Origin of the sequence: Serratia marcescens (genome assembly GCF_029846115.1) — a bacterium.
GTDB classification, from domain to species: domain Bacteria; phylum Pseudomonadota; class Gammaproteobacteria; order Enterobacterales; family Enterobacteriaceae; genus Serratia; species Serratia marcescens_L.
On the sequence record NZ_JARVZZ010000001.1, the window covers coordinates 949,972 to 972,180 of the forward strand.

At 60.0% G+C, this 22,209-nt stretch carries 22 protein-coding genes; 10 read left to right on the forward strand and 12 right to left on the reverse strand.

What is annotated here, in order from left to right:
- Positions 1-115 precede the first annotated feature (115 nt).
- Positions 116-1,453, forward strand: coding sequence for an NCS2 family permease (locus QDT79_RS04400; RefSeq protein WP_063989176.1), 1,338 nt, complete (start codon positions 116-118; stop codon positions 1,451-1,453).
- 35 nt (positions 1,454-1,488) lie between these two features.
- Here the strand turns inward: QDT79_RS04400 and QDT79_RS04405 are convergent, their stop codons facing one another.
- From QDT79_RS04405 to rpmH, 9 genes are all read right to left on the reverse strand, one after another.
- Positions 1,489-2,541, reverse strand: coding sequence for an alpha/beta hydrolase (locus tag QDT79_RS04405; protein ID WP_308316226.1), 1,053 nt, complete (start codon positions 2,539-2,541; stop codon positions 1,489-1,491).
- A 77-nt stretch (positions 2,542-2,618) separates the two neighbouring features.
- Entirely contained in the window at positions 2,619-3,185 is a 567-nt protein-coding gene (locus tag QDT79_RS04410) for an NADPH-dependent FMN reductase (RefSeq protein ID WP_025304752.1), read from the reverse strand.
- A gap of 161 nt (positions 3,186-3,346) precedes the next feature.
- Positions 3,347-4,072 carry a 4'-phosphopantetheinyl transferase family protein gene (locus QDT79_RS04415; protein ID WP_308316227.1) on the reverse strand — a complete coding sequence of 242 codons (726 nt, stop codon included), beginning with the start codon at positions 4,070-4,072 and terminating at the stop codon, positions 3,347-3,349.
- 133 nt (positions 4,073-4,205) lie between these two features.
- Positions 4,206-5,006 (reverse strand): MBL fold metallo-hydrolase, encoded by an 801-nt coding sequence (locus QDT79_RS04420; RefSeq protein WP_308316228.1) that lies wholly within the window; start codon positions 5,004-5,006, stop codon positions 4,206-4,208.
- A 149-nt stretch (positions 5,007-5,155) separates the two neighbouring features.
- Positions 5,156-6,520: a tRNA uridine-5-carboxymethylaminomethyl(34) synthesis GTPase MnmE gene (gene mnmE, locus QDT79_RS04425; protein ID WP_004933873.1), complete on the reverse strand. Its 1,365-nt coding sequence runs from the start codon at positions 6,518-6,520 to the stop codon at positions 5,156-5,158.
- A 96-nt stretch (positions 6,521-6,616) separates the two neighbouring features.
- Positions 6,617-8,254: a membrane protein insertase YidC gene (gene yidC, locus QDT79_RS04430; RefSeq protein ID WP_063989172.1), complete on the reverse strand. Its 1,638-nt coding sequence runs from the start codon at positions 8,252-8,254 to the stop codon at positions 6,617-6,619.
- A gap of 2 nt (positions 8,255-8,256) precedes the next feature.
- On the reverse strand, positions 8,257-8,514 hold the full coding sequence (gene yidD, locus QDT79_RS04435) for a membrane protein insertion efficiency factor YidD (RefSeq protein WP_074181168.1): 258 nt from the start codon (positions 8,512-8,514) through the stop codon (positions 8,257-8,259).
- On the reverse strand, positions 8,478-8,837 hold the full coding sequence (gene rnpA, locus QDT79_RS04440; RefSeq protein ID WP_004933883.1) for a ribonuclease P protein component: 360 nt from the start codon (positions 8,835-8,837) through the stop codon (positions 8,478-8,480). Before rnpA ends, yidD begins: the two co-directional genes overlap by 37 nt.
- A 17-nt stretch (positions 8,838-8,854) precedes the next feature.
- Positions 8,855-8,995 (reverse strand): 50S ribosomal protein L34, encoded by a 141-nt coding sequence (gene rpmH / locus QDT79_RS04445; protein ID WP_000831330.1) that lies wholly within the window; start codon positions 8,993-8,995, stop codon positions 8,855-8,857.
- Positions 8,996-9,677: 682 nt separating this feature from the next.
- Between rpmH and dnaA the strand changes: the two genes are divergently transcribed.
- From dnaA to yidA, 5 genes are all read left to right on the forward strand, one after another.
- A complete protein-coding gene (dnaA, locus tag QDT79_RS04450; protein WP_071826153.1) occupies positions 9,678-11,072 on the forward strand; it encodes a chromosomal replication initiator protein DnaA in 1,395 nt (464 codons plus the stop codon).
- 4 nt (positions 11,073-11,076) lie between these two features.
- Entirely contained in the window at positions 11,077-12,177 is a 1,101-nt protein-coding gene (dnaN, locus tag QDT79_RS04455) for a DNA polymerase III subunit beta (RefSeq protein ID WP_107227539.1), read from the forward strand.
- A gap of 161 nt (positions 12,178-12,338) precedes the next feature.
- Positions 12,339-13,424 carry a DNA replication/repair protein RecF gene (gene recF / locus QDT79_RS04460; RefSeq protein ID WP_107227538.1) on the forward strand — a complete coding sequence of 362 codons (1,086 nt, stop codon included), beginning with the start codon at positions 12,339-12,341 and terminating at the stop codon, positions 13,422-13,424.
- An 18-nt stretch (positions 13,425-13,442) separates the two neighbouring features.
- Positions 13,443-15,857, forward strand: a complete 2,415-nt coding sequence (gene gyrB / locus QDT79_RS04465) for a DNA topoisomerase (ATP-hydrolyzing) subunit B (protein ID WP_149559895.1) — start codon at positions 13,443-13,445, stop codon at positions 15,855-15,857.
- A gap of 124 nt (positions 15,858-15,981) precedes the next feature.
- On the forward strand, positions 15,982-16,797 hold the full coding sequence (gene yidA / locus QDT79_RS04470; protein ID WP_149559896.1) for a sugar-phosphatase: 816 nt from the start codon (positions 15,982-15,984) through the stop codon (positions 16,795-16,797).
- 25 nt (positions 16,798-16,822) lie between these two features.
- On the opposite strand, the gene QDT79_RS04475 is transcribed toward yidA, so the two are convergent.
- Entirely contained in the window at positions 16,823-17,764 is a 942-nt protein-coding gene (locus tag QDT79_RS04475) for an ornithine cyclodeaminase family protein (RefSeq protein WP_063989168.1), read from the reverse strand.
- Positions 17,751-18,719 carry a threonine/serine dehydratase gene (locus QDT79_RS04480; protein ID WP_063989167.1) on the reverse strand — a complete coding sequence of 323 codons (969 nt, stop codon included), beginning with the start codon at positions 18,717-18,719 and terminating at the stop codon, positions 17,751-17,753. Before QDT79_RS04480 ends, QDT79_RS04475 begins: the two co-directional genes overlap by 14 nt.
- Before the next feature lie 35 nt (positions 18,720-18,754).
- Between QDT79_RS04480 and QDT79_RS04485 the strand changes: the two genes are divergently transcribed.
- On the forward strand, positions 18,755-19,030 hold the full coding sequence (locus QDT79_RS04485; protein ID WP_107227535.1) for a hypothetical protein: 276 nt from the start codon (positions 18,755-18,757) through the stop codon (positions 19,028-19,030).
- Positions 19,031-19,205: 175 nt separating this feature from the next.
- Positions 19,206-20,486, forward strand: coding sequence for a YidR family protein (locus QDT79_RS04490; RefSeq protein WP_308316229.1), 1,281 nt, complete (start codon positions 19,206-19,208; stop codon positions 20,484-20,486).
- A gap of 30 nt (positions 20,487-20,516) precedes the next feature.
- Here QDT79_RS04490 and QDT79_RS04495 read toward each other — a convergent pair whose 3' ends face one another.
- Positions 20,517-20,864 carry a YceK/YidQ family lipoprotein gene (locus QDT79_RS04495; RefSeq protein WP_016929593.1) on the reverse strand — a complete coding sequence of 116 codons (348 nt, stop codon included), beginning with the start codon at positions 20,862-20,864 and terminating at the stop codon, positions 20,517-20,519.
- A gap of 309 nt (positions 20,865-21,173) precedes the next feature.
- Between QDT79_RS04495 and ibpA the strand changes: the two genes are divergently transcribed.
- The gene (gene ibpA, locus QDT79_RS04500; RefSeq protein WP_004933919.1) at positions 21,174-21,587 is read left to right on the forward strand and encodes a small heat shock chaperone IbpA; all 414 of its coding nucleotides are present in this window, start codon (positions 21,174-21,176) and stop codon (positions 21,585-21,587) included.
- Positions 21,588-21,687: 100 nt separating this feature from the next.
- Complete coding sequence (gene ibpB, locus QDT79_RS04505) at positions 21,688-22,116, forward strand: small heat shock chaperone IbpB (protein WP_004933922.1); 429 nt, start codon at positions 21,688-21,690, stop codon at positions 22,114-22,116.
- Positions 22,117-22,209: the final 93 nt, after the last annotated feature.

The following is a 22,209-nucleotide window of genomic DNA, read 5'->3' on the forward strand; positions in this document are numbered from 1 at the left end:
GTTGAGGCGTTTAGCCGTAAAGACGGCGAAAAAAACCTGTGACCGGCGTCAAAAGCCCCACTTTTTGTTATAGGATAGCCGGCGACTGTCCATTCCCATTTTCGGAATTCTGATAATGACCAAACCAGTATCTGGCCTTGACGCTGAGCAAGGCTTGCTTGGGCGCGTGTTTAAACTCAAGCAACATGGCACGACGGCGCGTACGGAAACGATTGCCGGTATCACCACCTTCCTCACCATGGTGTATATCGTGTTCGTTAACCCGCAAATTTTGGGCGCGGCGGGCATGGATACCCAGGCGGTATTTGTCACCACCTGTCTTATCGCCGCCTTTGGCAGCATCTTTATGGGCCTGCTGGCGAATCTGCCGGTGGCGCTGGCGCCGGCGATGGGCCTGAACGCCTTCTTCGCCTTCGTGGTAGTCGGGGCGATGGGCATCTCCTGGCAGGTGGGCATGGGCGCCATCTTCTGGGGGGCGGTCGGCCTGCTGCTGCTGACCATTTTCCGCATCCGCTACTGGATGATCGCCAACATACCGGTCAGCCTGCGGGTCGGCATCACCAGCGGCATCGGTCTGTTCATCGGCATGATGGGGCTGAAAAACGCCGGCATCGTGGTGGCCAACCCGGACACGCTGGTGACCATCGGTAGCCTGACCTCGCACAATGTGCTGCTGGGGGCACTCGGCTTCTTCATCATCGCCGTGCTCTCTTCGCGCAACTTCCATGCGGCGGTGCTGGTGTCAATCGTGGTCACCACCCTGATCGGCTGGATGCTGGGCGACGTGAAATACGGCGGCCTGTTCTCCCTGCCGCCGAGCATCACCTCGGTGGTGGGCCAGGTCGACGTGGCCGGCGCGCTGAACATCGGGCTGGCCGGGATCATCTTCTCGTTTATGCTGGTGAACCTGTTCGACTCCTCCGGCACCCTGATCGGCGTCACCGATAAAGCCGGCCTGACCGACAGCCAGGGCAAATTCCCGCGCATGAAGCAGGCGCTGTACGTAGACAGCATCAGCTCGGTGGCTGGTTCGCTGGCGGGCACCTCTTCCGTGACCGCTTACATCGAAAGTTCGTCCGGCGTCGCCGTCGGCGGCCGCACCGGTTTAACGGCGGTGGTCACCGGCCTGCTGTTCCTGCTGGTGATCTTCCTGTCGCCGTTGGCGGGCATGGTGCCGGCCTACGCCGCCGCCGGCGCGCTGATCTACGTTGGCGTGCTGATGACCTCCAGCCTGGCGCGGGTGAAGTGGGACGATCTGACCGAAGCGGTACCGGCGTTTGTCACCGCGGTGATGATGCCGTTCAGCTTCTCGATCACCGAAGGCATTGCGCTCGGCTTTATCTCCTACTGCGTGATGAAGCTCGGCACCGGCCGCTGGCGTGAAATCAGCCCGTGCGTGGTGGTGGTGGCGCTGCTGTTCGTGCTGAAGATCGTCTTCGTCGACGGTCATTGACCGCCAAAGGGCCGACGCCTGTCGGCCCTGAACCCCTAGACGCCCGGCGTCGCATCCGGCGCCCCATCCAACACCCACTGCAACGGTCGCCTGAAGCGCGCCTGCCAACTGCCGGCGGCATCCTCGCCCTGGGCGAAGTGCAGCGTCTGCACCTGATTATCCTCCCCGAACAGATTGGCGAAGTGTAATGCCAGCGCCTGCTCGCTGAAGTTCTGCCGATCGTAATACGCCATCACGATTTTCTTTTGCGCCGCCAGCGACTGCTGGGCCGGCTTGATCTCGCCGTTGGGGGCGATCAGGAGCGCGCCGGCATAAAACTGCGGGTACTTCGCGATCAGGTTGGCGGCGTGCAGTGCGCCCTGGCCGCGGGCGCTGAGGTAAATCCGTTGGGTATTCAGCTTTAGCTGCGGAGCCAGCTGTTGCAGCGTACGCTGAATGGCGGAGTGGGTGCTCTCATCGCTGTAATTCGACCAGCGGAAGCTGTTTTCCGACAGCATTTGCGTGCCGTTGATCTCGATGTAGGCCACGCCCATTTCGCCGAACAGCAGCCGTTCTTCCGGGCTGATGGCGGCGGCTTTGCCGTAGGTATGCAGGAAGATCACCGTTGGCCAGCCTTCTGGCGGCGCTTCGCCGTCCGGCATCGCGTAGCTGGCCTTGCCTTCATAGTGGCGGGCGTGCTGCAGATAGCGCGCTTTGGTGGCGGCCAGGATCGATTGGTAGGTGGCGGAGTGTTGGATGCTGTTGAAGGCGTCGTCCTCCAGCAGGTTGTAGTAGTACCACAGGCCGCGGTCGGCGCTCAGCTGCAGGTAGCGCTCCGCCAGCTCGGTTTGGCCTTTCTCCGCCGACGATACCGCCAGCTGGTAGGGCGCCCAGACGTTGCGGCCGTCTTCGCGCATCAGCGTCAGGTACAGCGACATGGCGCCCAGCTTTTTGTCTTCCTGGTTTTGCGCGGATCGCGACAGCTGGGCGTTGAGCGCACTGTGTGCCGGCAGCTCCAGCGGCTCTTCACCGGCGGGATAACGCATGTCTGCGGCGAAAGCGGGACTGGTGATGGAAACAAAAAATAACGCTAAAATGAAAAAATACATGATGCTATGGCTTTAATTTTCAATGAATTGACGGACTTCATGTCCTGTTGCGGCGCCCCGCGGGCGCCGCGAGACGGTCACTCCACGCGGCGAATAAAATCGCTGAACGCGGACAGCTGGCCGGTCAGGAAATCCAGCGTTCCCTGATCGCTCAGTTCACCGGCCTGTTCATCGACCTTGCTCTGGATCACGCCGCCCATAAACTCAGGCTTGTTCATTACCATCGCATCGAGGAACACCAGGATCTGGCGCAGATGGTATTGGCAGCGCGCGCCGCCGATCGGCCCCATCGAGCTGGTTTGAATGGCGACCGGCTTGCCGGCCAGCGGCTGATTCGGCAAACGCGACAGCCAGTCGATGGCGTTCTTTAACCCGCCGGGCACGGAATAGTTATATTCAGGGGTGACGATGATCACGCCGTCGGCCTGGCGGATCTGTTCGGCGATCGCCTCGACCGCGGCAGGGAAGCCTTCACCCTGTTGCATGTCGGCGTCATACAGCGGGATATCGCGGATGGAAGGCAGCGCTTCAATGGTGACGCCTTGTGGAGCGAGGCCAGGCAGGGCGCGGGCCACCATGGCGTTGTAGGAGCCTTTGCGCAGGCTGCCGAGCAGAGTGACGATTTTCAAGGCTTGGTCTGACATGGTGATTCTCCCTTTCGAATGAGCAGATTCAGCGTACAACATGGGCGAATAGTAGGCTAAAGCGCGGTGCGAGAATAGGCGATTGCTCAACATTTAGCTGTCTTTACAATTTAATCCAGCAACTCGTGCGATAAAGACAGCGTTATCCGCTTTGCGCTGCGTTAACCGGGCGTCTTCAGGCCCGTCAGTTTGACGAAGCGCGAGGACGCCGCCAGGCTGCGCGGCGAGATTTCCCCGTCTTTGCGCAGTCCGCCGCGCTCTTCGTAGCGCCAGCACAGCAGGCGGTCCAGGCCGGGGCTGCCGGCGCAGGCCCAGCTCAGGTATTCGTCGGCGTCGCTCATCACCTGAACGTCCGGCGTGGCGCTGGAGCGCAGGTGGCCGGAGAAGGGATGCAGACGCAGCGTAGCCTGGCCGCTGTTGCCGAGGCCGGAAATTTTCAGCACGCTTTGCCGGATGCTCCACAGCTGTGTTTCTGCCTCTAGCCGATCGTCCTGCGCGGCGATCCAGGCACTTTCTGCCGGCGTCTGATGCGCGTGTTGCAGCGCGGTTTGCCGGGTGCCGCGCGCCCGCATCACTTCGATATCCAGTCCGACTTTGCCCTCGTCGCTGAGCAGCACGCCCACGGTGTTGCTGGCGTAAGCGAGGCTGAAATCGGGCAGCTGATGATCGGCGAAACAGGGGCGGCCGGTCGGCGTGGTGGCGATGGGGGGCAGCGTCGGCAGGCCGTACAGGTAGAACATCATTTCGGCGAGCAGAATACGCCCTTGCAGAAAGCGCGTGCGGCGTTTAACGGAAAAGGTGCGGGTGGCGGCTATCACTTCGTCGGAGAGTCTCTGGGTATCCAGGACAGCGGAGGCCGGGGTCCATCGGGCAAAATGACACGCCATTGTTCACTCCATGACAGAGGGTCGCTAAGAACGCAGGGGTGTTAGATTAAGACTAAGTTGAGGATTTATCATCAAAAAACACTATGCGTTTTATCCGATTTGTTGCCGATTTCAATCATGAGCGGCGCAGGCGTTATTCCAGGATCCAGCTATCGCCAGTGGCCGGCGCGATCGCTTCCGGTAACCATAGCCGGCCCCAGGCGCCGGTACAGTGGCAGCCCATGATCTTTTCCGGTTGATGCTGCCGCAAAAAACGGCGGACGTGCCAGAGCGTGCGCGGGGAAGCGCAGCGCAGATGAAAACCGCCGATCAGGGCGTGGATCCGACCGATCCCGGTGATTTTCTGGCAATGGCGCACGATATTGATGATCCCGCGGTGCCCGCAGCCGGTCACGATCACCAGACCGCGATCCGATTTGTAAATCAGCACCCCTTCGTCGATCACGTAGTCCACCGCCGCATTTTCCCCGGCGATCACCCCGTAGGCGCGCGGGGCGGGCACCGCGATCTCGCCTGACCACATAAAGCGATCGCCGATCGCCAGCGGTTCACGGCTGTAGTGCATGCGGTGGCGCGCGTAGTCGATATCCAAAGAGAGCTTTTTGATCTTCTGGCTGTAGCCCAGCACCTTAAGTGCCGCATAGCGCTCATCGCCGACCTGCGGGTGGCAGATGATGCGGCTGTTGTCCGGCAGCCAAGCGACGCCGCCGCAGTGATCATAGTGGCCGTGGGAGAGCACCGTTGCGGTGATACGGGAGAGATCGACGCCCATCAGCGCCGCATTGCGCAGAAAGCTGTCGTCGGGGCCGGTATCGAACAGTATGGACGTCGTCTCATCCTCAATCAGCAGGCTTAGCCCGGCCTTGGCCTGCAATAGTGGGTCGGTGCCGGCGGCACGCCGGTTTTCCAGCAGTACCTTGAGGGTCAATGCCATGTTGACTCGTTCCTGAGTGAGATTCCTGACTTTCCAGTATAGCGCGGGGCGCTGCGGCGGCTCTGTGAGCCGGCGCGCAGAGCGAGCGCGGGAAAGAAAAACGGCCGGAACAAGGGTTTTGTCCCGGCCGTGAAAGCGTTATGGCGGTGTTATTTACCGATACAGAAGCTGGAGAAGATGCGGCCCAGCAGGTCGTCGGAGGTGAATTCGCCGGTGATTTCGCTCAAGGCCAGCTGCGCCTGGCGCAATTCCTCGGCCAACAGCTCGCCCGCGTAAGCGCTCACTAACTGTTCTTTGCCCTGCACCAGGTGCTGTGCCGCCAGTTCCAGCGCCTGCAGGTGGCGACGGCGCGCCAGGAAGCCGCCTTCCATGTTGCTGGTGAAGCCCATGCTCTGTTTAAGATGATCGCGCAGCACATCGACACCCTCGCCGGTGCGGGCCGACAGGCGAATAAGTGAGTGGTTGTTCACTTCCGTCAGACCCAGCGTTTCACCGGTGATGTCGGCCTTGTTGCGCACCACGGTGATCGGCAGCGTGCCTGGCAGGCGCGCCATAAACTCCGGCCAGATCTCCGCCGGCTCGGTGGCGGCGGTGGTGGTGCCGTCAACCATAAACAGCACTCTGTCGGCCTGTTCGATCTCGTTCCACGCACGTTCGATGCCGATACGCTCAACTTCGTCGCTGGCGTCGCGCAGGCCGGCGGTGTCGATGATGTGCAGCGGCATGCCGTCGATATGGATATGTTCGCGCAAGACGTCGCGGGTGGTGCCGGCGATATCGGTGACAATCGCCGCCTCGCGCCCGGCCAACGCATTGAGCAGGCTCGATTTACCGGCGTTGGGGCGCCCGGCGATCACCACCTTCATTCCTTCGCGCAGCAGGCTGCCCTGGCGCGCTTCACCACGCACGTTATCCAGATCCGCCATCACGTCGTTGAGCTGCGCCTCGATTTTACCGTCGGACAGGAAGTCGATTTCCTCGTCCGGGAAGTCGATCGCCGCTTCCACGTAGATTCGCAGGTGAGTGAGCGCTTCCACGAGCTGGTGGATACGGGTGGAAAACGCCCCCTGCAGCGAGTTCATCGCTGAACGCGCCGCCTGCTCGGAGCTGGCGTCGATCAGATCGGCGATCGCTTCGGCCTGCGCCAGATCGAGCTTGTCGTTGAGAAATGCGCGCTCGGAGAACTCGCCGGGCCGCGCGATGCGCACGTCAGGCAGCGCCAGCACGCGCTTGAGCAGCAGATCGAGGATCACCGGCCCGCCGTGGCCCTGCAGCTCCAGCACGTCTTCGCCGGTGAAGGAGTTCGGCCCCGGGAACCACAGCGCGATGCCCTGATCGAGGGTGGCACCCGTGGCGTCGCGGAACGGCAGATAGTCAGCGTAGCGCGGCTTCGGCAGCTTGCCGAGCAACGCCTGGGCGACGTCTTTGGCCTTGCTTCCGGAAATGCGCAGAATGCCGACGCCGCCGCGTCCCGGCGGGGTGGCTTGGGCTACGATGGTATCGGTGGTGCTCATAACGGTTCTCTCTGACGATTAAGATGCAAAAAGGCGGTCTAATGACCGCCTTTGGGGTGACTGCAAGGGTCGGCGCGCCGAACCCCTACAATACGCTTAGCTTTTTTTCTTGTCGCGGCTGTGCAGACCGCGTTTTTCCAGACCACGGTAAATCAGCTGCTGCTGCAGGATGGTCACCAGGTTACTGACGATGTAGTACAGCACCAGACCGGACGGGAACCACAGGAAGAACACTGTGAAGATCACCGGCATGAAGGTCATGATTTTCTGCTGCATCGGGTCAGTCACGGTGGTCGGCGACATCTTCTGAATGAAGAACATCGTCACGCCCATCAGGATTGGCAGGATGTAGTACGGGTCTTGCGCCGACAGGTCATGGATCCACAGGGCGAACGGCGCGTGGCGCAGCTCAACCGAGCCCATCAGCATGTAGTACAGCGCCAGGAAGATCGGCATCTGAATGATCAGCGGCAGGCAGCCGCCGAGCGGGTTCACTTTCTCCGACTTGTACAGCGCCATCATCTCTTGGCTCATGCGCTGTTTGTCGTCACCGATACGCTCGCGCATCGCCTGCAGCTTCGGCTGCAGCATGCGCATTTTCGCCATCGAGGTGTACTGCGCTTTGGTCAGCGGGTACATGATGCCGCGCACGATGAAGGTGATGATGATGATGGAGAAGCCCCAGTTACCGATAAAGCCGTGGATGAACTTCAGCAGTTTGAACAGCGGCTGGGAGATGAACCACAGCCAGCCGTAATCCACGGTCAGGTCCAGATGCGGCGCCAGCTGGGCCATCTGATCCTGCAGCTCCGGGCCGACCCACAGGGTCGCGTTCAGCTGCTGCTGAGCGCCCGGCTGCACCACGACCGGCGTAGATTTAAAGCCGATGGTGGACAGGTTGTCACCCGGTTTGGCGGTGTAGAAGGTGTTGTCACCCTTGGTCGCCGGTACCCACGCGGTGGCGAAGTACTGTTGCAGCATGGCGACCCAACCGTCTTTGGTGGTGACGCTCAGGTTTTCGTCTTTGTCGAACGCGTATTTCTGGTACTTGTCCTCGCTGGACGAGTACGCCGCGCCGCGGAAGGTGTGCAGCGCGAAGTTGCTGCTGCCGGTATCGCGGTGCTTAGGCAATTCGGTGGTCTGCTTCAGCTGGCCGAACAGGGTCAGCTCCAGCGGCGTCGCGCCTTTGTTGTCGATGCTGTAATCCACGCCGACCGCATAGTGATTGCGTTTGAGCACGAAGGTTTTGGTGTAGATCGCGCCGTCTTTATCGGTGTAGCTCAGCGGGATGCGCAGCTCGTCCTGGCCTTCCGGCAGGGTGTAGCTGTCCTGCGCCGCCTGATACAGCGGGCGCTCGCCGTTGGCCGGGTTGTCCGGGCCGTTTTTACCGGTCAGGCCGCTTTGCGCCTGATAGACGAACGACGGAGTGGTTTCCAGCAGTTGGAACGGAGTCGATGAACCCAGAGTATCCGGGTAGGCCAACAGTTTAGCCTGCTCGATATCGCCACCACGGGTGTTGATGGTCAGTGACAGCACGTCGGTGTTCACGGTAATCAGCTTACCCTGACCACTGGCTGGCACGGCCTGGCTGGCGGCATCACCGGCTACTGCGTTCGAAGTCTGTTGCGTGGTCTGTGCGGCCGGCTGCGGAGCGTTGTCCGTTTGCCATGCCTGCCAGATCATGAAAGACACGAACAGCAGAGCGATGAGGAGAAGATTGCGTTGCGAATCCATCGTTAGAGTTCTCTGTTATCGTCGGTTTTTGGCGGCACCGGATCATCGCCACCTGGGTTCAAAGGGTGGCATTTTAATACGCGTTTCAATGCTAACCAACTGCCTTTTATCATGCCAAACCTGCTTAATGCCTCAATTGCGTAATGAGAGCATGTCGGCTGGAAGCGACAACGAGGCCCTAGCAGCGGACTGATGACGAGCTGATAGGCCCGCACCAGCCCGATCAGGATGCGGGAGCCTGGCGACAGTGGCGACGCCATAATTTATCCAAAGCTTCCGTCAGCGCGCGGTTATCCAAATCCGCTATCCCCTTTTTGGCCACCACGACAAAATCCATCGCCGGTAATTCGTGCTGGCGCAGGCGGAAACTTTCGCGGGTTAGGCGTTTGATCCGATTACGCTCGTGCGCGCGTTTGACGTGTTTTTTGGCGACGGTAAGACCGATGCGGGGATGCCCCAGCTGGTTCAGGCGGCCGAGGATGGTGATTTGCGGCGTGCCAGCCCGTTGTGGCTGCTGGAAGACGAAAGTGAAATGAGTGGGAGTTAACAAACGTAACTCCCTGGGAAAAGCGAGCTTAACCACTCAGCGGGTTAGCTTTATTACTTAGAAACAGTCAGACGAGCACGGCCTTTCGCACGACGGCGGGCCAGAACTTGACGACCATTTTTGGTGGCCATACGAGCACGGAAACCGTGGCTACGGTTGCGCTTCAATACGGACGGTTGGAAAGTGCGTTTCATAGCGATTTCTACCTAAACTTAAAATAATTACTGATCAGTAAACGCGTTTGGCTACTCGGCGTGAAGATGACCGACGCCTCAATCGCAATACATAAAGAAGCGGGATTGTAATAATTGTACAGTCCTGAGTCAATTCGCATCGCGCCAGCCTACCTGGTTGTCTGCCAATAACGGAACAAAATCCGGTCTTGGCCCGTGGTCACCGCAGAATCCTGTCTGGCTAATGACGCACCATAAGGAACCAGGTATCACACGTAGGGCGAAGATTATACGGACTCGGGGTGAAATCGCAAGGATCCCCGTGAGATCCTTTGCGCGCGATCGCAGGATCCGGCGTGGATAACAGGGTATAACCGGTTGACAATGTAAAAAACGCGGCGCAGCGGCCGGGATCTGCGCGGTCATTCGGCGCCGGCGGTGAAAAGATCGCCGCTGGCCGCGGCCTGTGGATAAAATGGATCTAATCTGTGAGGAAGGGGAGGATCTCTTGCTCGGATTGCGCTATGATCCGTCATTCCGATCGCGATCCCCCATACCGGGATCGTGAGGGACACAAACCGTGAAAGGCGGTTCGCATCCCCCACAGGCAAACCGCCGATGCCGGGTATGTGTCAAAAATCATGAGTTATAAAAAAGTTGCCCGTTTCTTTTCTTTATTGATCTTGTTCGAGTGGAGTCCGCCGTGTCACTTTCGCTTTGGCAGCAGTGTCTTGCCCGATTGCAGGATGAGTTACCTGCCACAGAATTTAGTATGTGGATACGCCCATTGCAGGCGGAACTGAGTGACAATACCCTGGCGCTGTATGCGCCTAACCGCTTTGTGCTGGATTGGGTTCGCGATAAGTACTTAAACAACATCAATGGTCTGCTGAATGATTTCTGCGGCACGGACGCGCCTTTGCTGCGTTTTGAAGTCGGCAGCAAGCCGATCACGCAGGTGATCAGCCAGACCGTGACCGCCAGCGTCAGCAGCGCCCCTGCGGCCCCGGCGGCGCGCACGGCCGCGCCTTTGCGCCCGAGCTGGGACAACGCGGCGGCGCAACCCGAGCTCTCTTACCGTTCCAACGTCAACCCTAAACACACTTTCGACAACTTCGTCGAGGGTAAGTCCAACCAGCTGGCGCGCGCGGCGGCTCGCCAGGTGGCGGATAATCCGGGCGGCGCCTACAACCCTTTGTTCCTGTATGGCGGCACTGGCCTGGGTAAAACTCACCTGTTGCACGCGGTCGGCAACGGCATCATGGCGCGCAAGGCCAACGCCAAAGTGGTCTACATGCACTCGGAACGCTTCGTGCAGGACATGGTCAAAGCGTTGCAGAACAATGCCATCGAAGAGTTTAAGCGCTACTACCGCTCGGTCGACGCCTTGCTGATCGATGACATCCAATTCTTCGCCAACAAGGAGCGTTCGCAGGAAGAGTTCTTCCATACCTTTAACGCCCTGTTGGAAGGCAATCAGCAGATCATCCTGACCTCGGATCGCTACCCTAAAGAGATCAACGGGGTGGAAGATCGTCTGAAATCTCGCTTCGGCTGGGGGCTGACGGTGGCGATCGAGCCGCCGGAGCTGGAAACCCGCGTGGCGATCCTGATGAAAAAGGCCGACGAAAACGACATCCGCCTGCCGGGCGAAGTGGCGTTCTTCATCGCCAAGCGCCTGCGTTCCAACGTGCGTGAGCTCGAAGGGGCGCTGAACCGCGTGATCGCCAACGCCAACTTTACCGGCCGGGCCATCACCATCGATTTCGTGCGCGAAGCGCTGCGCGATCTGCTGGCGCTGCAGGAAAAGCTGGTCACCATCGACAATATTCAAAAGACGGTGGCGGAGTATTACAAGATTAAAGTCGCGGATTTGCTGTCCAAGCGGCGTTCGCGATCCGTTGCCCGCCCGCGCCAGATGGCGATGGCGCTGGCGAAGGAACTCACCAACCACAGCCTGCCGGAAATCGGCGATGCGTTTGGTGGCCGCGACCATACCACGGTGTTGCACGCCTGCCGGAAGATCGAGCAGCTGCGTGAGGAAAGTCACGACATCAAAGAAGATTTCTCCAATTTAATCAGAACATTATCTTCATAGCGCTATGAAATTTATCGTTGAACGTGAGCATCTGCTAAAACCGCTGCAACAGGTGAGCAGCCCGCTGGGCGGCCGCCCGACCTTACCGATCCTGGGCAACCTGCTGCTGCAGGTGACGGAAGGTTCCCTGCTGCTGACCGGCACCGATCTGGAGATGGAGATGGTGGCACGCGTCGCCCTGTCCCAACCGCACGAGCCGGGCGCGACCACCGTGCCCGCGCGCAAATTCTTTGATATCTGCCGTGGCCTGCCGGAAGGGGCGGAGATCGCCGTCACGCTGGAGAGCGAGCGCATGCTGGTGCGGTCCGGCCGCAGCCGCTTCTCGCTGTCCACGCTGCCGGCGGCGGACTTCCCGAACCTGGACGATTGGCAGAGCGAGGTGGAGTTCAGCTTGCCGCAGGCGACGCTGAAGCGCCTGATCGAAGCCACCCAGTTCTCGATGGCCCATCAGGACGTGCGTTATTACCTGAACGGCATGCTGTTTGAAACCGAAGGCGAAGAGCTGCGCACCGTCGCGACCGACGGCCACCGCCTGGCGGTGTGCTCGATGCCGATCGGCCAACAGCTGCCGTCCCATTCGGTGATCGTGCCGCGTAAAGGGGTGATGGAGCTGGTGCGTCTGCTGGACGGCGGCGATTCGGTGCTGCAGCTGCAGATCGGCAGCAACAACATCCGCGCCCACGTTGGCGATTTCATCTTCACGTCCAAGCTGGTTGACGGCCGTTTCCCTGACTATCGCCGCGTCTTGCCGAAGAACCCGGATAAAACGCTGGAGGCCGGCTGCGATCTGCTCAAGCAGGCGTTTGCCCGCGCGGCCATTCTCTCGAACGAGAAATTCCGCGGCGTGCGGCTGTATGTCAGCCAGAACCAGCTGAAGATCACCGCCAACAATCCGGAGCAGGAAGAGGCGGAAGAGATCCTCGACGTCAGCTACGACGGCGCGGAGATGGAGATCGGTTTCAACGTCAGCTACGTGCTGGACGTGTTGAACGCGCTCAAGTGTGAAGACGTGCGCCTGCTGTTGACCGACTCGGTCTCCAGCGTGCAGATCGAAGACGGCGCCAGCCAGGCGGCGGCCTACGTTGTCATGCCAATGCGGTTGTGATCGATATCCGGGCTATCTTGCTTGCCATTTTACGCTTGGGCAGTGCTCGCAATCCTCACGTACTCTGTGTACGCTCCGGTTGCTGTGCGCTGTCCGCACGTAAACTGCCTGCGCCGATAACGCCCTTACATTGAGCGTAGTTTCCCGGTGATAGAGTTGGCATGGCATTAACGCGTTTATTGATTAAAGATTTCCGCAATATCGAGGCGGCGGATTTGGCGCTGGCACCGGGATTCAACTTCCTGGTCGGTGCCAACGGCAGCGGCAAGACCAGCGTGCTGGAAGCGGTGTATACGCTCGGGCACGGCCGCGCCTTTCGCAGCCTGCAGGCCGGTCGGGTGATTCGCCACGACCAGCCGGAGTTCGTGCTGCACGGCCGCATAGAAGGTACGGAGCGCGAGCTGTCGATAGGATTGAGCAAGAGCCGTCAGGGTGACAGCAAAGTACGCATCGATGGCAGCGACGGCCACAAGGTGGCCGAGCTGGCGCAGCTGCTGCCCATGCAGCTGATCACCCCCGAAGGTTTTACCCTGCTGAATGGCGGGCCGAAATTCCGGCGCGCTTTCCTGGACTGGGGCTGTTTTCATAACGAACCCGGTTTTTTCACCGCCTGGAGCAACCTGAAACGGTTACTGAAGCAGCGCAATGCCGCGCTGCGCCAGGTGAGTCGCTATGCGCAGATCCGCGCCTGGGATCAGGAACTGATCCCGCTCGCGGAGCGCATCAGCGAATGGCGGGCGGAATACAGCGACGCGATCGCCGCGGATATCACCGCGACCTGCGCGCAGTTTCTGCCTGAATTCGCCCTGAGCTTCTCCTTCCAGCGCGGCTGGGACAAAGAGAGCGACTACGGCGAGCTGCTGGAGCGCCAGTTCGAGCGCGACAGGGCGTTGACCTATACCGCGGTGGGGCCGCATAAAGCGGACTTCCGCATTCGTGCCGACGGCACGCCGGTAGAGGATTTGTTATCGCGCGGTCAGCTTAAATTGCTGATGTGCGCGTTGCGCTTGGCGCAGGGTGAGTTTCTCACCCGGCAGAGCGGGCGGCGTTGCCTGTATCTGATTGATGATTTTGCCTCCGAGCTGGACACCGGCCGTCGCCGGTTGCTGGCCGATCGCCTGAAAGCCACCCAGGCCCAGGTTTTTGTCAGCGCGGTCAGCGCTGAACAAGTGACCGACATGGCCGGTGAAAAGGGCAAGATGTTCCGCGTGGAACAGGGTAAAATAGAGGTTCAACCACAGGACTAAAATGAGCGAGAAACGTTGATGTCGAATTCTTATGACTCCTCAAGTATCAAGGTATTAAAAGGGCTGGATGCGGTGCGCAAGCGCCCGGGCATGTATATCGGCGATACCGATGACGGCACCGGTCTGCACCACATGGTATTCGAGGTTGTGGACAACGCTATCGACGAAGCGCTCGCGGGCCACTGTAGTGACATTCAGGTCACCATCCATGCCGACAACTCGGTATCGGTACAGGATGACGGCCGCGGCATTCCGACCGGCATTCACCCGGAAGAAGGGGTTTCAGCCGCAGAGGTCATCATGACCGTGCTGCACGCCGGCGGTAAATTCGACGACAACTCCTATAAGGTTTCCGGCGGCCTGCACGGCGTGGGCGTCTCGGTGGTTAACGCCCTGTCGGAGAAACTGGAGCTGGTGATCCGCCGCGAAGGCAAAGTGCACGAACAAACTTACAGCCACGGCGAGCCACAGGCGCCGCTGAATGTGGTGGGCGAAACCGAACAGACTGGCACCATGGTGCGCTTCTGGCCGAGCCACCAGACCTTCACCAATGTGACCGAATTCGAATACGACATTCTGGCCAAGCGTCTGCGCGAGCTGTCCTTCCTCAACTCCGGCGTGTCTATCCGCCTGAAGGACAAGCGCACCGACCGTGAAGACCACTTCCACTACGAAGGCGGCATCAAGGCGTTTGTCGAGTACCTGAACAAGAACAAAACCCCGATCCACCCGAACGTGTTCTACTTCTCGACCGTGAAAGACGATATCGGCGTGGAAGTGGCGCTGCAGTGGAACGACGGTTTCCAGGAAAACATCTACTGCTTCACCAACAACATTCCGCAGCGCGACGGCGGCACGCACCTGGTCGGTTTCCGTACCGCGATGACCCGTACGCTGAACAGCTACATGGAGAAGGAAGGCTACAGCAAGAAGGCCAAGGTCAGCGCCACCGGCGATGACGCGCGTGAAGGTCTGATCGCCGTGGTGTCGGTGAAGGTGCCGGATCCTAAGTTCTCTTCTCAGACCAAGGACAAGCTGGTCTCTTCCGAGGTGAAAACCGCGGTTGAAACGCTGATGAACGAGAAGCTGGTGGATTACCTGATGGAAAATCCAGGCGACGCGAAAATCGTGGTCGGCAAAATCATCGACGCGGCGCGCGCGCGCGAAGCGGCGCGTAAAGCACGTGAGATGACCCGCCGCAAAGGCGCACTGGATCTGGCCGGCCTGCCGGGCAAGCTGGCGGACTGCCAGGAACGCGATCCGGCGCTGTCCGAACTGTACCTGGTGGAAGGGGACTCCGCGGGCGGCTCTGCCAAGCAGGGGCGCAACCGCAAGAACCAGGCTATCTTGCCGCTGAAGGGGAAAATCCTCAACGTCGAGAAAGCGCGTTTCGACAAAATGCTCTCCTCGCAGGAAGTGGCGACGCTGATCACTGCGCTGGGTTGCGGCATTGGTCGCGACGAGTACAGCCCGGATAAGCTGCGTTACCACAGCATCATCATCATGACCGATGCCGACGTCGACGGTTCGCACATCCGTACGCTGCTGTTGACCTTCTTCTACCGCCAAATGCCGGAAATCATCGAGCGTGGTCACGTGTTCATCGCACAGCCGCCGTTGTACAAGGTGAAGAAAGGCAAGCAAGAGCAGTACATCAAAGATGACGAGGCGATGGATCAGTACCAGATCGCCATCGCGATGGACGGCGCCACGCTGCACACCAATGCCAGCGCACCGGCGCTGGGCGGCGAGCAGTTGGAGAAACTGGTGGCCGAGCACTACGGCGTGCAGAAGCTGATCGGCCGCATGGAGCGCCGCTACCCGCGCGCGCTGCTGAACAGCCTGATCTATCAGCCGACGCTGAACGAAAGCGACCTCAGCGATGAAGCCAAGGTGAAAACCTGGATCGCTTCGCTGGTGCAGGCGCTGAACGACAAAGAGCAGCACGGCAGCAGCTATGACTTCGTGATCTTCGAGAACCGCGAACGCCAGATGTTCGAGCCGGCGCTGCGCATCCGCACCCACGGCGTGGATACCGACTATAAGCTGGACTTCGACTTCATCCACGGCGGCGAATACCGCAAGATCTGCCAGCTGGGCGAGAAGCTGCGCGGGCTGGTCGAAGAGGGCGCGTTCATCGAGCGCGGCGAACGCCGTCAGCCGGTGGACAGCTTCGAGCAGGCGCTGGAGTGGCTGGTGAAAGAGTCGCGCCGCGGCCTGTCGGTGCAGCGTTATAAAGGTCTGGGCGAGATGAACCCGGAACAGCTGTGGGAAACCACCATGGATCCGGAAAGCCGCCGCATGTTGCGCGTGACCGTCAAGGACGCCATCGCTGCCGATCAGCTGTTCACTACGCTGATGGGCGATGCGGTTGAACCGCGCCGCGCCTTTATCGAAGAAAACGCCCTGAAAGCGGCGAACATCGATATCTGATGCGTTAATCGCTGTGAAATCCGCGCCGGGCGACCCGCGCGGATTTTTTTTGCGCCTTTTTTGGCGCTGACAGCCGAGGCTGAAACGCGTTAGCATGGGAAAAAACCACTGGGAGAAGCGTTGAATGGCTATTGAACTGATTGCGATCGACATGGATGGCACGTTGCTGGATCCGCAGCACCAAATCACGCCGGCGGTAAAGCAGGCTATCGCGGCAGCGCGGCGCAAAGGGGTGCACGTGGTGCTGGCCACCGGGCGGCCTTATGTCGGCGTGCAGGACTATCTGCGCCAGTTGGACATTCAGGGCCCCGGCGATTTTTGCATAACCTACAACGGCGCGCTGGTGCTGCGCGCGGCCGACGGCGCCTGCATCCTGCAGGAAACGCTGGGCTTCGAGGACTATCTGCACTTCGAGCAGATGGCGCGCGAGTTCGGCGTTCACTACCAGGCGTTCGATTTCGACACCCTGTATACCCCGAACAAAGACATCGGCAAATACACCATACATGAGGCGGCAATGACCGGTATCCCGCTGAAATACCGCAGCGTGGAAGAAATGGATCGCCAGATGCGTTTCCCGAAAGTGATGATGATCGACGAGCCGGAGTTGCTGGACCGCGCTATCGCGCGCATCCCGGCGGAAACGCGCGAGCGTTACACCATTCTGAAAAGCGCGCCTTATTTCCTCGAGATCCTGCACAAGAACGTCGATAAAGGGGCTGGGGTGAGAATGCTGGCCGAGCACCTCGGCGTGGCGCGGGAAAATATCATGACGCTGGGGGATCAGGCCAACGATACGGCGATGATCGAGTATGCCGGCGTCGGTGTGGCGATGGGCAACGCCATCCCCGAGCTGAAAGCGGTGGCGCAGTTTGTCACCAGCGCCAATACCGAAGATGGCGTAGCGCGCGCCATCGAGAAGTTCGTGCTCAACGCCTGAGAACGCGGGGCGCTGCGGCGCCCCTTTATATTGCCGCCAACACCCCTTTGGCGATCTGCAGATCCTGAATCGCCAACCCGGTAAGATCGGCGATGGTGATATGCTGCGGCTCGCTTCGCAACCGCCCACCCTGTGCCAAGACGGCGCCCATTTCGACAATTGGCGTTGAAGTGAGCCTAGTTTGCCGATAAGCCGTCGCGATCTCGCCATAGTCAGCACATTGCGCCAGCGCATCGACCAGCAGCGCGTCTGCATTAGCCACCAGATCGGTCGCCAGCTCCTGCTTGCCGGGCGCGTCGGCGCCCACGGCGGTGATGTGCGTGCCGGGCCGGATATCCGCCGCCTGCAAGATCGGTTCGCGGCTGGGCGTGGTGGTCACGATCAGCTGACAGTGCGCCGCCAGCTCTGCCGCGTCCTGCGTGGTCAGCACCCGAAAACCTTCGGCCTCGGCATCGCGCCGATACGCCGCCAGCGCCTGTTCGTTGCGGCCCCACACCCATACCTCGCGGCAATCGGTCACCGGTTTTAGACATTGCAGCTGTAGCCGCGCCTGCAGGCCGGTGCCGACCATGCCGATCGCCTGAATATGCGGCGGCGCGCACAGCTCGGCGGCGATGCGGCCGGCCAGGGCGGTGCGCAGTGCGGTCAGCCAGCCCTCATCCTGCAGCAGCGCCCGGGGTTCGCCGGTCTGGGCGGAGAACGCCATCACCAACCCCTGATTGCTGGCCAGGCCGCGTTCGGCGTTGCGATAAAAACCGGCGGACACCTTGACCACGAACAGCTCGTCACCTTCCAGCCAGGCGGATTTGATGCAGCAATCGCCGGCGCCCTGTTCGAACAGGAAATGCTGCACCGGCGGCTGTTGCACCCGCCGCTGCGAATAGGCGATAAAACCCTGCTTCAGCAGCGGGGTTATAGCCTCGGCGTCGAACGCGGCGAGGATTTGCTGCCGATTAAAGATGTGCATCGGCGACGGCCTTGAGGTATTTCTCCAGCACGATGTTTTTACCGCACAGCACCACCGCCACTTTTTTCCCCTGGTATTCCGGCGCCAGCTTGATCGCCGCCGCCAGCGCCACGCCGGCCGCGCCTTCGATAATCCATCGATCGCTGGCGGCGATCCGGCGCATCGCGTGCTTGATCTCCGTTTCGCTGACCAGCACTTTGCGGTCGATCAGCTGTTGGCACAGCGGGAAGGTTATGGCGCCCGGCTCGACGCTGCCGGCGGTGCCGTCGGACAGGGTTTCTTGTTCTTCCACCGGGAAGATGTGGCCCGCTTCCAGCGCGCTGTACATGCTGGTGGCGTTTTCCGGCCAGCAGGCGATAAGCTGTGTATTCGGCGACAATTGCCGCAGAACGGTACCGATACCGGCGATATAGCCACCGCCGCCCACCGCCACGAACACGGCGTCCAGGCCGGTGAGTTGTTCAACCAGCTCCATGCCGCAGGTGCCCTGGCCGGCGATGACCTGCTCGTCGTTATACGGCGAGATATAGGTTTTTCCCTGTTCGCGGGCGGCCTGTTCCCCGGCCAGTTCGGCGTTCAGCGCATCGCCCGGCACCAATTCCACGGTGCCGCCCAGTGCGCGGATGGTGTCTAGCTTGATGCTCGCGGCCGTCTCCGGCGCATAAACCGTGACGCCAACGCCCATCAGTTGCCCCGCCAGGGCGACCGCCTGGCCGTGGTTGCCGGTTGAGGCGGCGATCACGCCGCGCCGGCGTTGCTCGCTATCCAGCAACCGCAGCTTGTTGCTGGCGCCGCGAAATTTAAAGGAGCCGGTGTGCTGCAGATGGTCACATTTCAGGTACAGCTCGCAGCCCAGCTGCTGTGAAAGCAGCACGCTGCGCTCCAATGGCGTGACCCGTACCTGAGGGCGCAGTTGCTGATGGGCAGAAACAATGGCATCGAAGAGGGGATTCATACCAACTCCAGAATATTTTGGACTAAAAATCCAGTTTGTACTTTTTTGTATTTTTTGTAAACCCCGTCGCCCGACCGCCGGGCAACCCGGCCAGCCAGCGGCAACGGCCGGGGAAGATCATCGCGTTGGTGGTGAAAATAATCATTAACCTGTCGTTTAGCGACACGATTTTTTATTTATTTGCGTTAAGAAAGGTGCTGTCGCTGATTTATTTTGATGAAGGAAAAGATAATGAAAAAATAGCGCTCGTGGCATCCGCCGATACGGCATGGGCGCCGTTGAGTTTCGCCGCCAGGAATGCGAGCGCCTAATCGGCCGCTTATTTCCTGCCGACGCCGTCGTTCGGCTTAAATGATAAGACGCTGAAAATAATTGCGTCATTTCGAACCGAAAAATCCTCCGGCCTTACCCTCGCAGGCCATGTGAAACGCTGTCGCCGATCCGGTAAGATGGCGACTCAGTGCCGGCATGCGCAGGAGAACCGCCATGAGCCATCGGGAAAAACAACTGACTTTCGACCCTCGCGGGCATCAGTTAACCAATATCAACGTCTGGACGCCGGACAGCCAATGGCTGGCTTATGACGTGCGTCCGCGCGGCGCCTCTTTCACCGGTCTGAGCATCGAGCGGGTCAACGTCGCCAGCGGCGCGGTGGAGGTGGTTTATCGCGCCCAGCACGGCGCCCACGTCGGCGTGGTCACGGTCAGCCCCGATGCGCCGGCGCGTTATGCTTTTATCCACGGCCCGGAGCACCCGGACAGCGCCTGGCAGTATGATTTTCACCACCGCCGCGGGGTGATCGTCAGCGAACCGGATCGCGAGTTGGCCATCACCCTCGACGCGCTGGATATCACCGCCCCCTATACGCCCGGCGCGCTGCGCGGCGGCAGCCATGTGCACGTTTTCAGTCCGGACGGCAGCCGCCTCAGCTTTACCTACAACGATCACGTCATGCATGAACACGACCCGGCGCGCGATCTGCGCAACGTCGGGGTGGCCGTGCCGCTGCACGGAGTCAATCCGCCGAAACAACATCCGCGCGAGTATGACGGCAGCCACTATTGCGTGCTGGTCAGCGAGACGGTGCCGCAGCCGCAGCCGGGCAGCGATCAGATCAATCGCGCCTACGAAGAAGGCTGGATCGGCCGCGAAGGCTACCGTAAGGCCGACGGCAGCCGGCAGCGCTGGGCGCTGGCATTCATCGGCGATACGCTGTCCGCTGCCGGCGTGAAGCTGCCGGAGGTGTTTATCGTCGATCTGCCGGAGAACGATGCCGATTACGCCAGGGCGGGCGCTTTGCCGCTGCAGGGGACGGAAAGCGAGCTGCCGGCACCGCCGCACGGCGTCAGGCAGCGGCGAGTGACCTTTACCGGCGATCGTCGTTTTCCGGGCGTGGCCGGCGCGCCGCGCCACTGGCTGCGCAGCTCGCCGGACGGCAGCCAGATCGCTTTTCTGATGAAGGACGACGGCGGCGTGGTGCAGCTGTGGACGGTATCGCCGAACGGCGGGGAGCCGCGCCAGGTGAGCCGCAGCGAGCATGACATCCAGTCGGCGTTCAGCTGGCACCCGCAGGGCGGGACGATAGCCTTGGTGTGTGACAACAGCGTGATGCTGTGTGAGATCGCCGGCGGCCGCCTGCAGCGTTTAACGCAGCGCAGCGTGCAGCCGCCGTCGGGGGATGCCGTGGTGTTTTCACCGGATGGCAAGAAAGTGGCGTTTATGCGCGAGATAGCGGGGTTCAACCAGATCTTTGTGGTTGAGGTGTAAGGCGGGCCTGGCGGCCCGCTGCGTGCGTGATTAGTGGGTGGCGGTGCTGTCGTTGCCTTCGCCGGGATTGCCGGTTGCCGCCAGATTCTGCTGCTCGCTGCGCAGGATGCGCGCTTTTGGCGAGTCTGCGGTGGCGTCGTTGCCGGAACGCAGATAGTCGTAAGGCAGCAGTACGGTGTCCATCACCGCGGAGAACGGCAGATCCAGCGCCACCAGCGGCATCATTGCCCAACTGGTGTTGTCGTCCTTCAGCATGTCCACGCTGGCGCGGGTGCCGGGATAGTAACCCTGATTCGGGCCGGTATGGCTCATCACGCTGGAGCAACCGCTGGTCGCCAACAACATGCAGCCCGTCGCTATCGCTTTCATCGTCGTCATTAATCCATCCTGCAGGGTTGCTGTTCCCCTAAATTAAGCTGATTTATAACATCCTGTTGCTGCTTTTAAAGAAGCAAAATCCCGCTCTGTGGCGGCTCTCTCACTTTAGTGTAAGTGGTAAAAAAACTTTCGCCTAATCGGTGCGAAGTTTTTTTGATCCTCGCCTGTTGAATTGATGAAATCAACCCCCATTTTATCATCAGAGCCGAATTGAGAATTCGCCGTAAGGGAATTCTGGCTTAATTAGCCTGTCCAGAGTGGAAGGCGTATTTATTTCAACCTCGCTGAAGTGCCTTAGGAGGCTGTTTTATGCGTAATTTTGATCTTTCCCCGCTATACCGTTCCGCCATTGGTTTCGATCGCTTGTTCAACGCGCTGGAAGCCGGTCAGAGTCAGGGCAACGGCGGTTATCCGCCTTATAATGTCGAGCTGGTGGACGAAAATCATTATCGCATCGCCATCGCGGTAGCCGGGTTTGCCGAGCAGGAGCTGGAGATCACCACGCAAGATAATCTGCTGATCGTGCGCGGGGCGCACAATAACGAACCGGCAGAAAAAACCTATTTATACCAGGGCATCGCCGAGCGTAATTTCGAGCGTAAATTCCAGCTGGCCGAACATATTCAAATTAAAGGCGCCAAACTGGAGAATGGCCTGTTGTATATCGACATGCAACGCATCGTGCCGGAAACATTAAAACCGCGCCGCATCGAAATTAAATAAATTTCCGTTTCGCCGGCAGGTACGCTGCCGGCAAATAATACCTAGCCTGCCGTCAGGGGGCTGAATAAACACATCTCGCTTAATGAAAGGAGTTGTTCCTATGCGTAATTACGATTTATCCCCACTTCTGCGTCAGTGGATTGGTTTTGATAAATTGGCCAGTTCAATGGGTGGCCAGGAACCCCAAGGGTTCCCACCGTACAACATCGAGAAAAGCGATGACAATCACTACCGCATTTCTCTGGCGCTGGCCGGTTTCCGGCAGAGCGAACTGAATATCGAGGTGGAAGGGCCGCGGTTGACCGTCAGCGGTAAACCTACGCCGCCGGAAAAACAGGTCGAATACCTGCATCAAGGCCTGGTGTGCAAAGAGTTCCAGCTGACCTTCACCCTGGCGGAGCATCTGCAGGTGTCCGAGGCCAAATTTGAAAACGGCCTGTTGCACATCGATCTGGTGCGTCAGGTGCCGGAAGCCTTGCAGCCGCAGCGCATCGCCATCGGCGCGACGCCGGAGCTGGAAGCCAAATAACCGACTGAAAAACGGTCATCATCATGCGGGGGAGATCCAGACGGGTCTCCCCCGTTGCGTTATGTGGCGCACGCCACAGTCCCCCCGACAGTC

Coding starts and splice junctions, on each gene's coding strand:
- yidC (WP_063989172.1), bottom strand. CDS start 8,254: ATGGATTCGCAACGCAATCTTCTCCTCATCGCTCTGCTGTTCGTGTCT.
- QDT79_RS04410 (WP_025304752.1), bottom strand. CDS start 3,185: ATGTCAGACCAAGCCTTGAAAATCGTCACTCTGCTCGGCAGCCTGCGC.
- mnmE (WP_004933873.1), bottom strand. CDS start 6,520: ATGAGCACCACCGATACCATCGTAGCCCAAGCCACCCCGCCGGGACGC.
- ibpB (WP_004933922.1), top strand. CDS start 21,688: ATGCGTAATTACGATTTATCCCCACTTCTGCGTCAGTGGATTGGTTTT.
- yidD (WP_074181168.1), bottom strand. CDS start 8,514: ATGGCGTCGCCACTGTCGCCAGGCTCCCGCATCCTGATCGGGCTGGTG.
- QDT79_RS04400 (WP_063989176.1), top strand. CDS start 116: ATGACCAAACCAGTATCTGGCCTTGACGCTGAGCAAGGCTTGCTTGGG.
- QDT79_RS04495 (WP_016929593.1), bottom strand. CDS start 20,864: ATGACGACGATGAAAGCGATAGCGACGGGCTGCATGTTGTTGGCGACC.
- recF (WP_107227538.1), top strand. CDS start 12,339: ATGGCATTAACGCGTTTATTGATTAAAGATTTCCGCAATATCGAGGCG.
- QDT79_RS04420 (WP_308316228.1), bottom strand. CDS start 5,006: ATGGCATTGACCCTCAAGGTACTGCTGGAAAACCGGCGTGCCGCCGGC.
- QDT79_RS04415 (WP_308316227.1), bottom strand. CDS start 4,072: ATGGCGTGTCATTTTGCCCGATGGACCCCGGCCTCCGCTGTCCTGGAT.
- QDT79_RS04490 (WP_308316229.1), top strand. CDS start 19,206: ATGAGCCATCGGGAAAAACAACTGACTTTCGACCCTCGCGGGCATCAG.
- dnaN (WP_107227539.1), top strand. CDS start 11,077: ATGAAATTTATCGTTGAACGTGAGCATCTGCTAAAACCGCTGCAACAG.
- gyrB (WP_149559895.1), top strand. CDS start 13,443: ATGTCGAATTCTTATGACTCCTCAAGTATCAAGGTATTAAAAGGGCTG.
- QDT79_RS04475 (WP_063989168.1), bottom strand. CDS start 17,764: ATGCACATCTTTAATCGGCAGCAAATCCTCGCCGCGTTCGACGCCGAG.
- QDT79_RS04405 (WP_308316226.1), bottom strand. CDS start 2,541: ATGTATTTTTTCATTTTAGCGTTATTTTTTGTTTCCATCACCAGTCCC.
- yidA (WP_149559896.1), top strand. CDS start 15,982: ATGGCTATTGAACTGATTGCGATCGACATGGATGGCACGTTGCTGGAT.
- QDT79_RS04480 (WP_063989167.1), bottom strand. CDS start 18,719: ATGAATCCCCTCTTCGATGCCATTGTTTCTGCCCATCAGCAACTGCGC.
- rpmH (WP_000831330.1), bottom strand. CDS start 8,995: ATGAAACGCACTTTCCAACCGTCCGTATTGAAGCGCAACCGTAGCCAC.
- ibpA (WP_004933919.1), top strand. CDS start 21,174: ATGCGTAATTTTGATCTTTCCCCGCTATACCGTTCCGCCATTGGTTTC.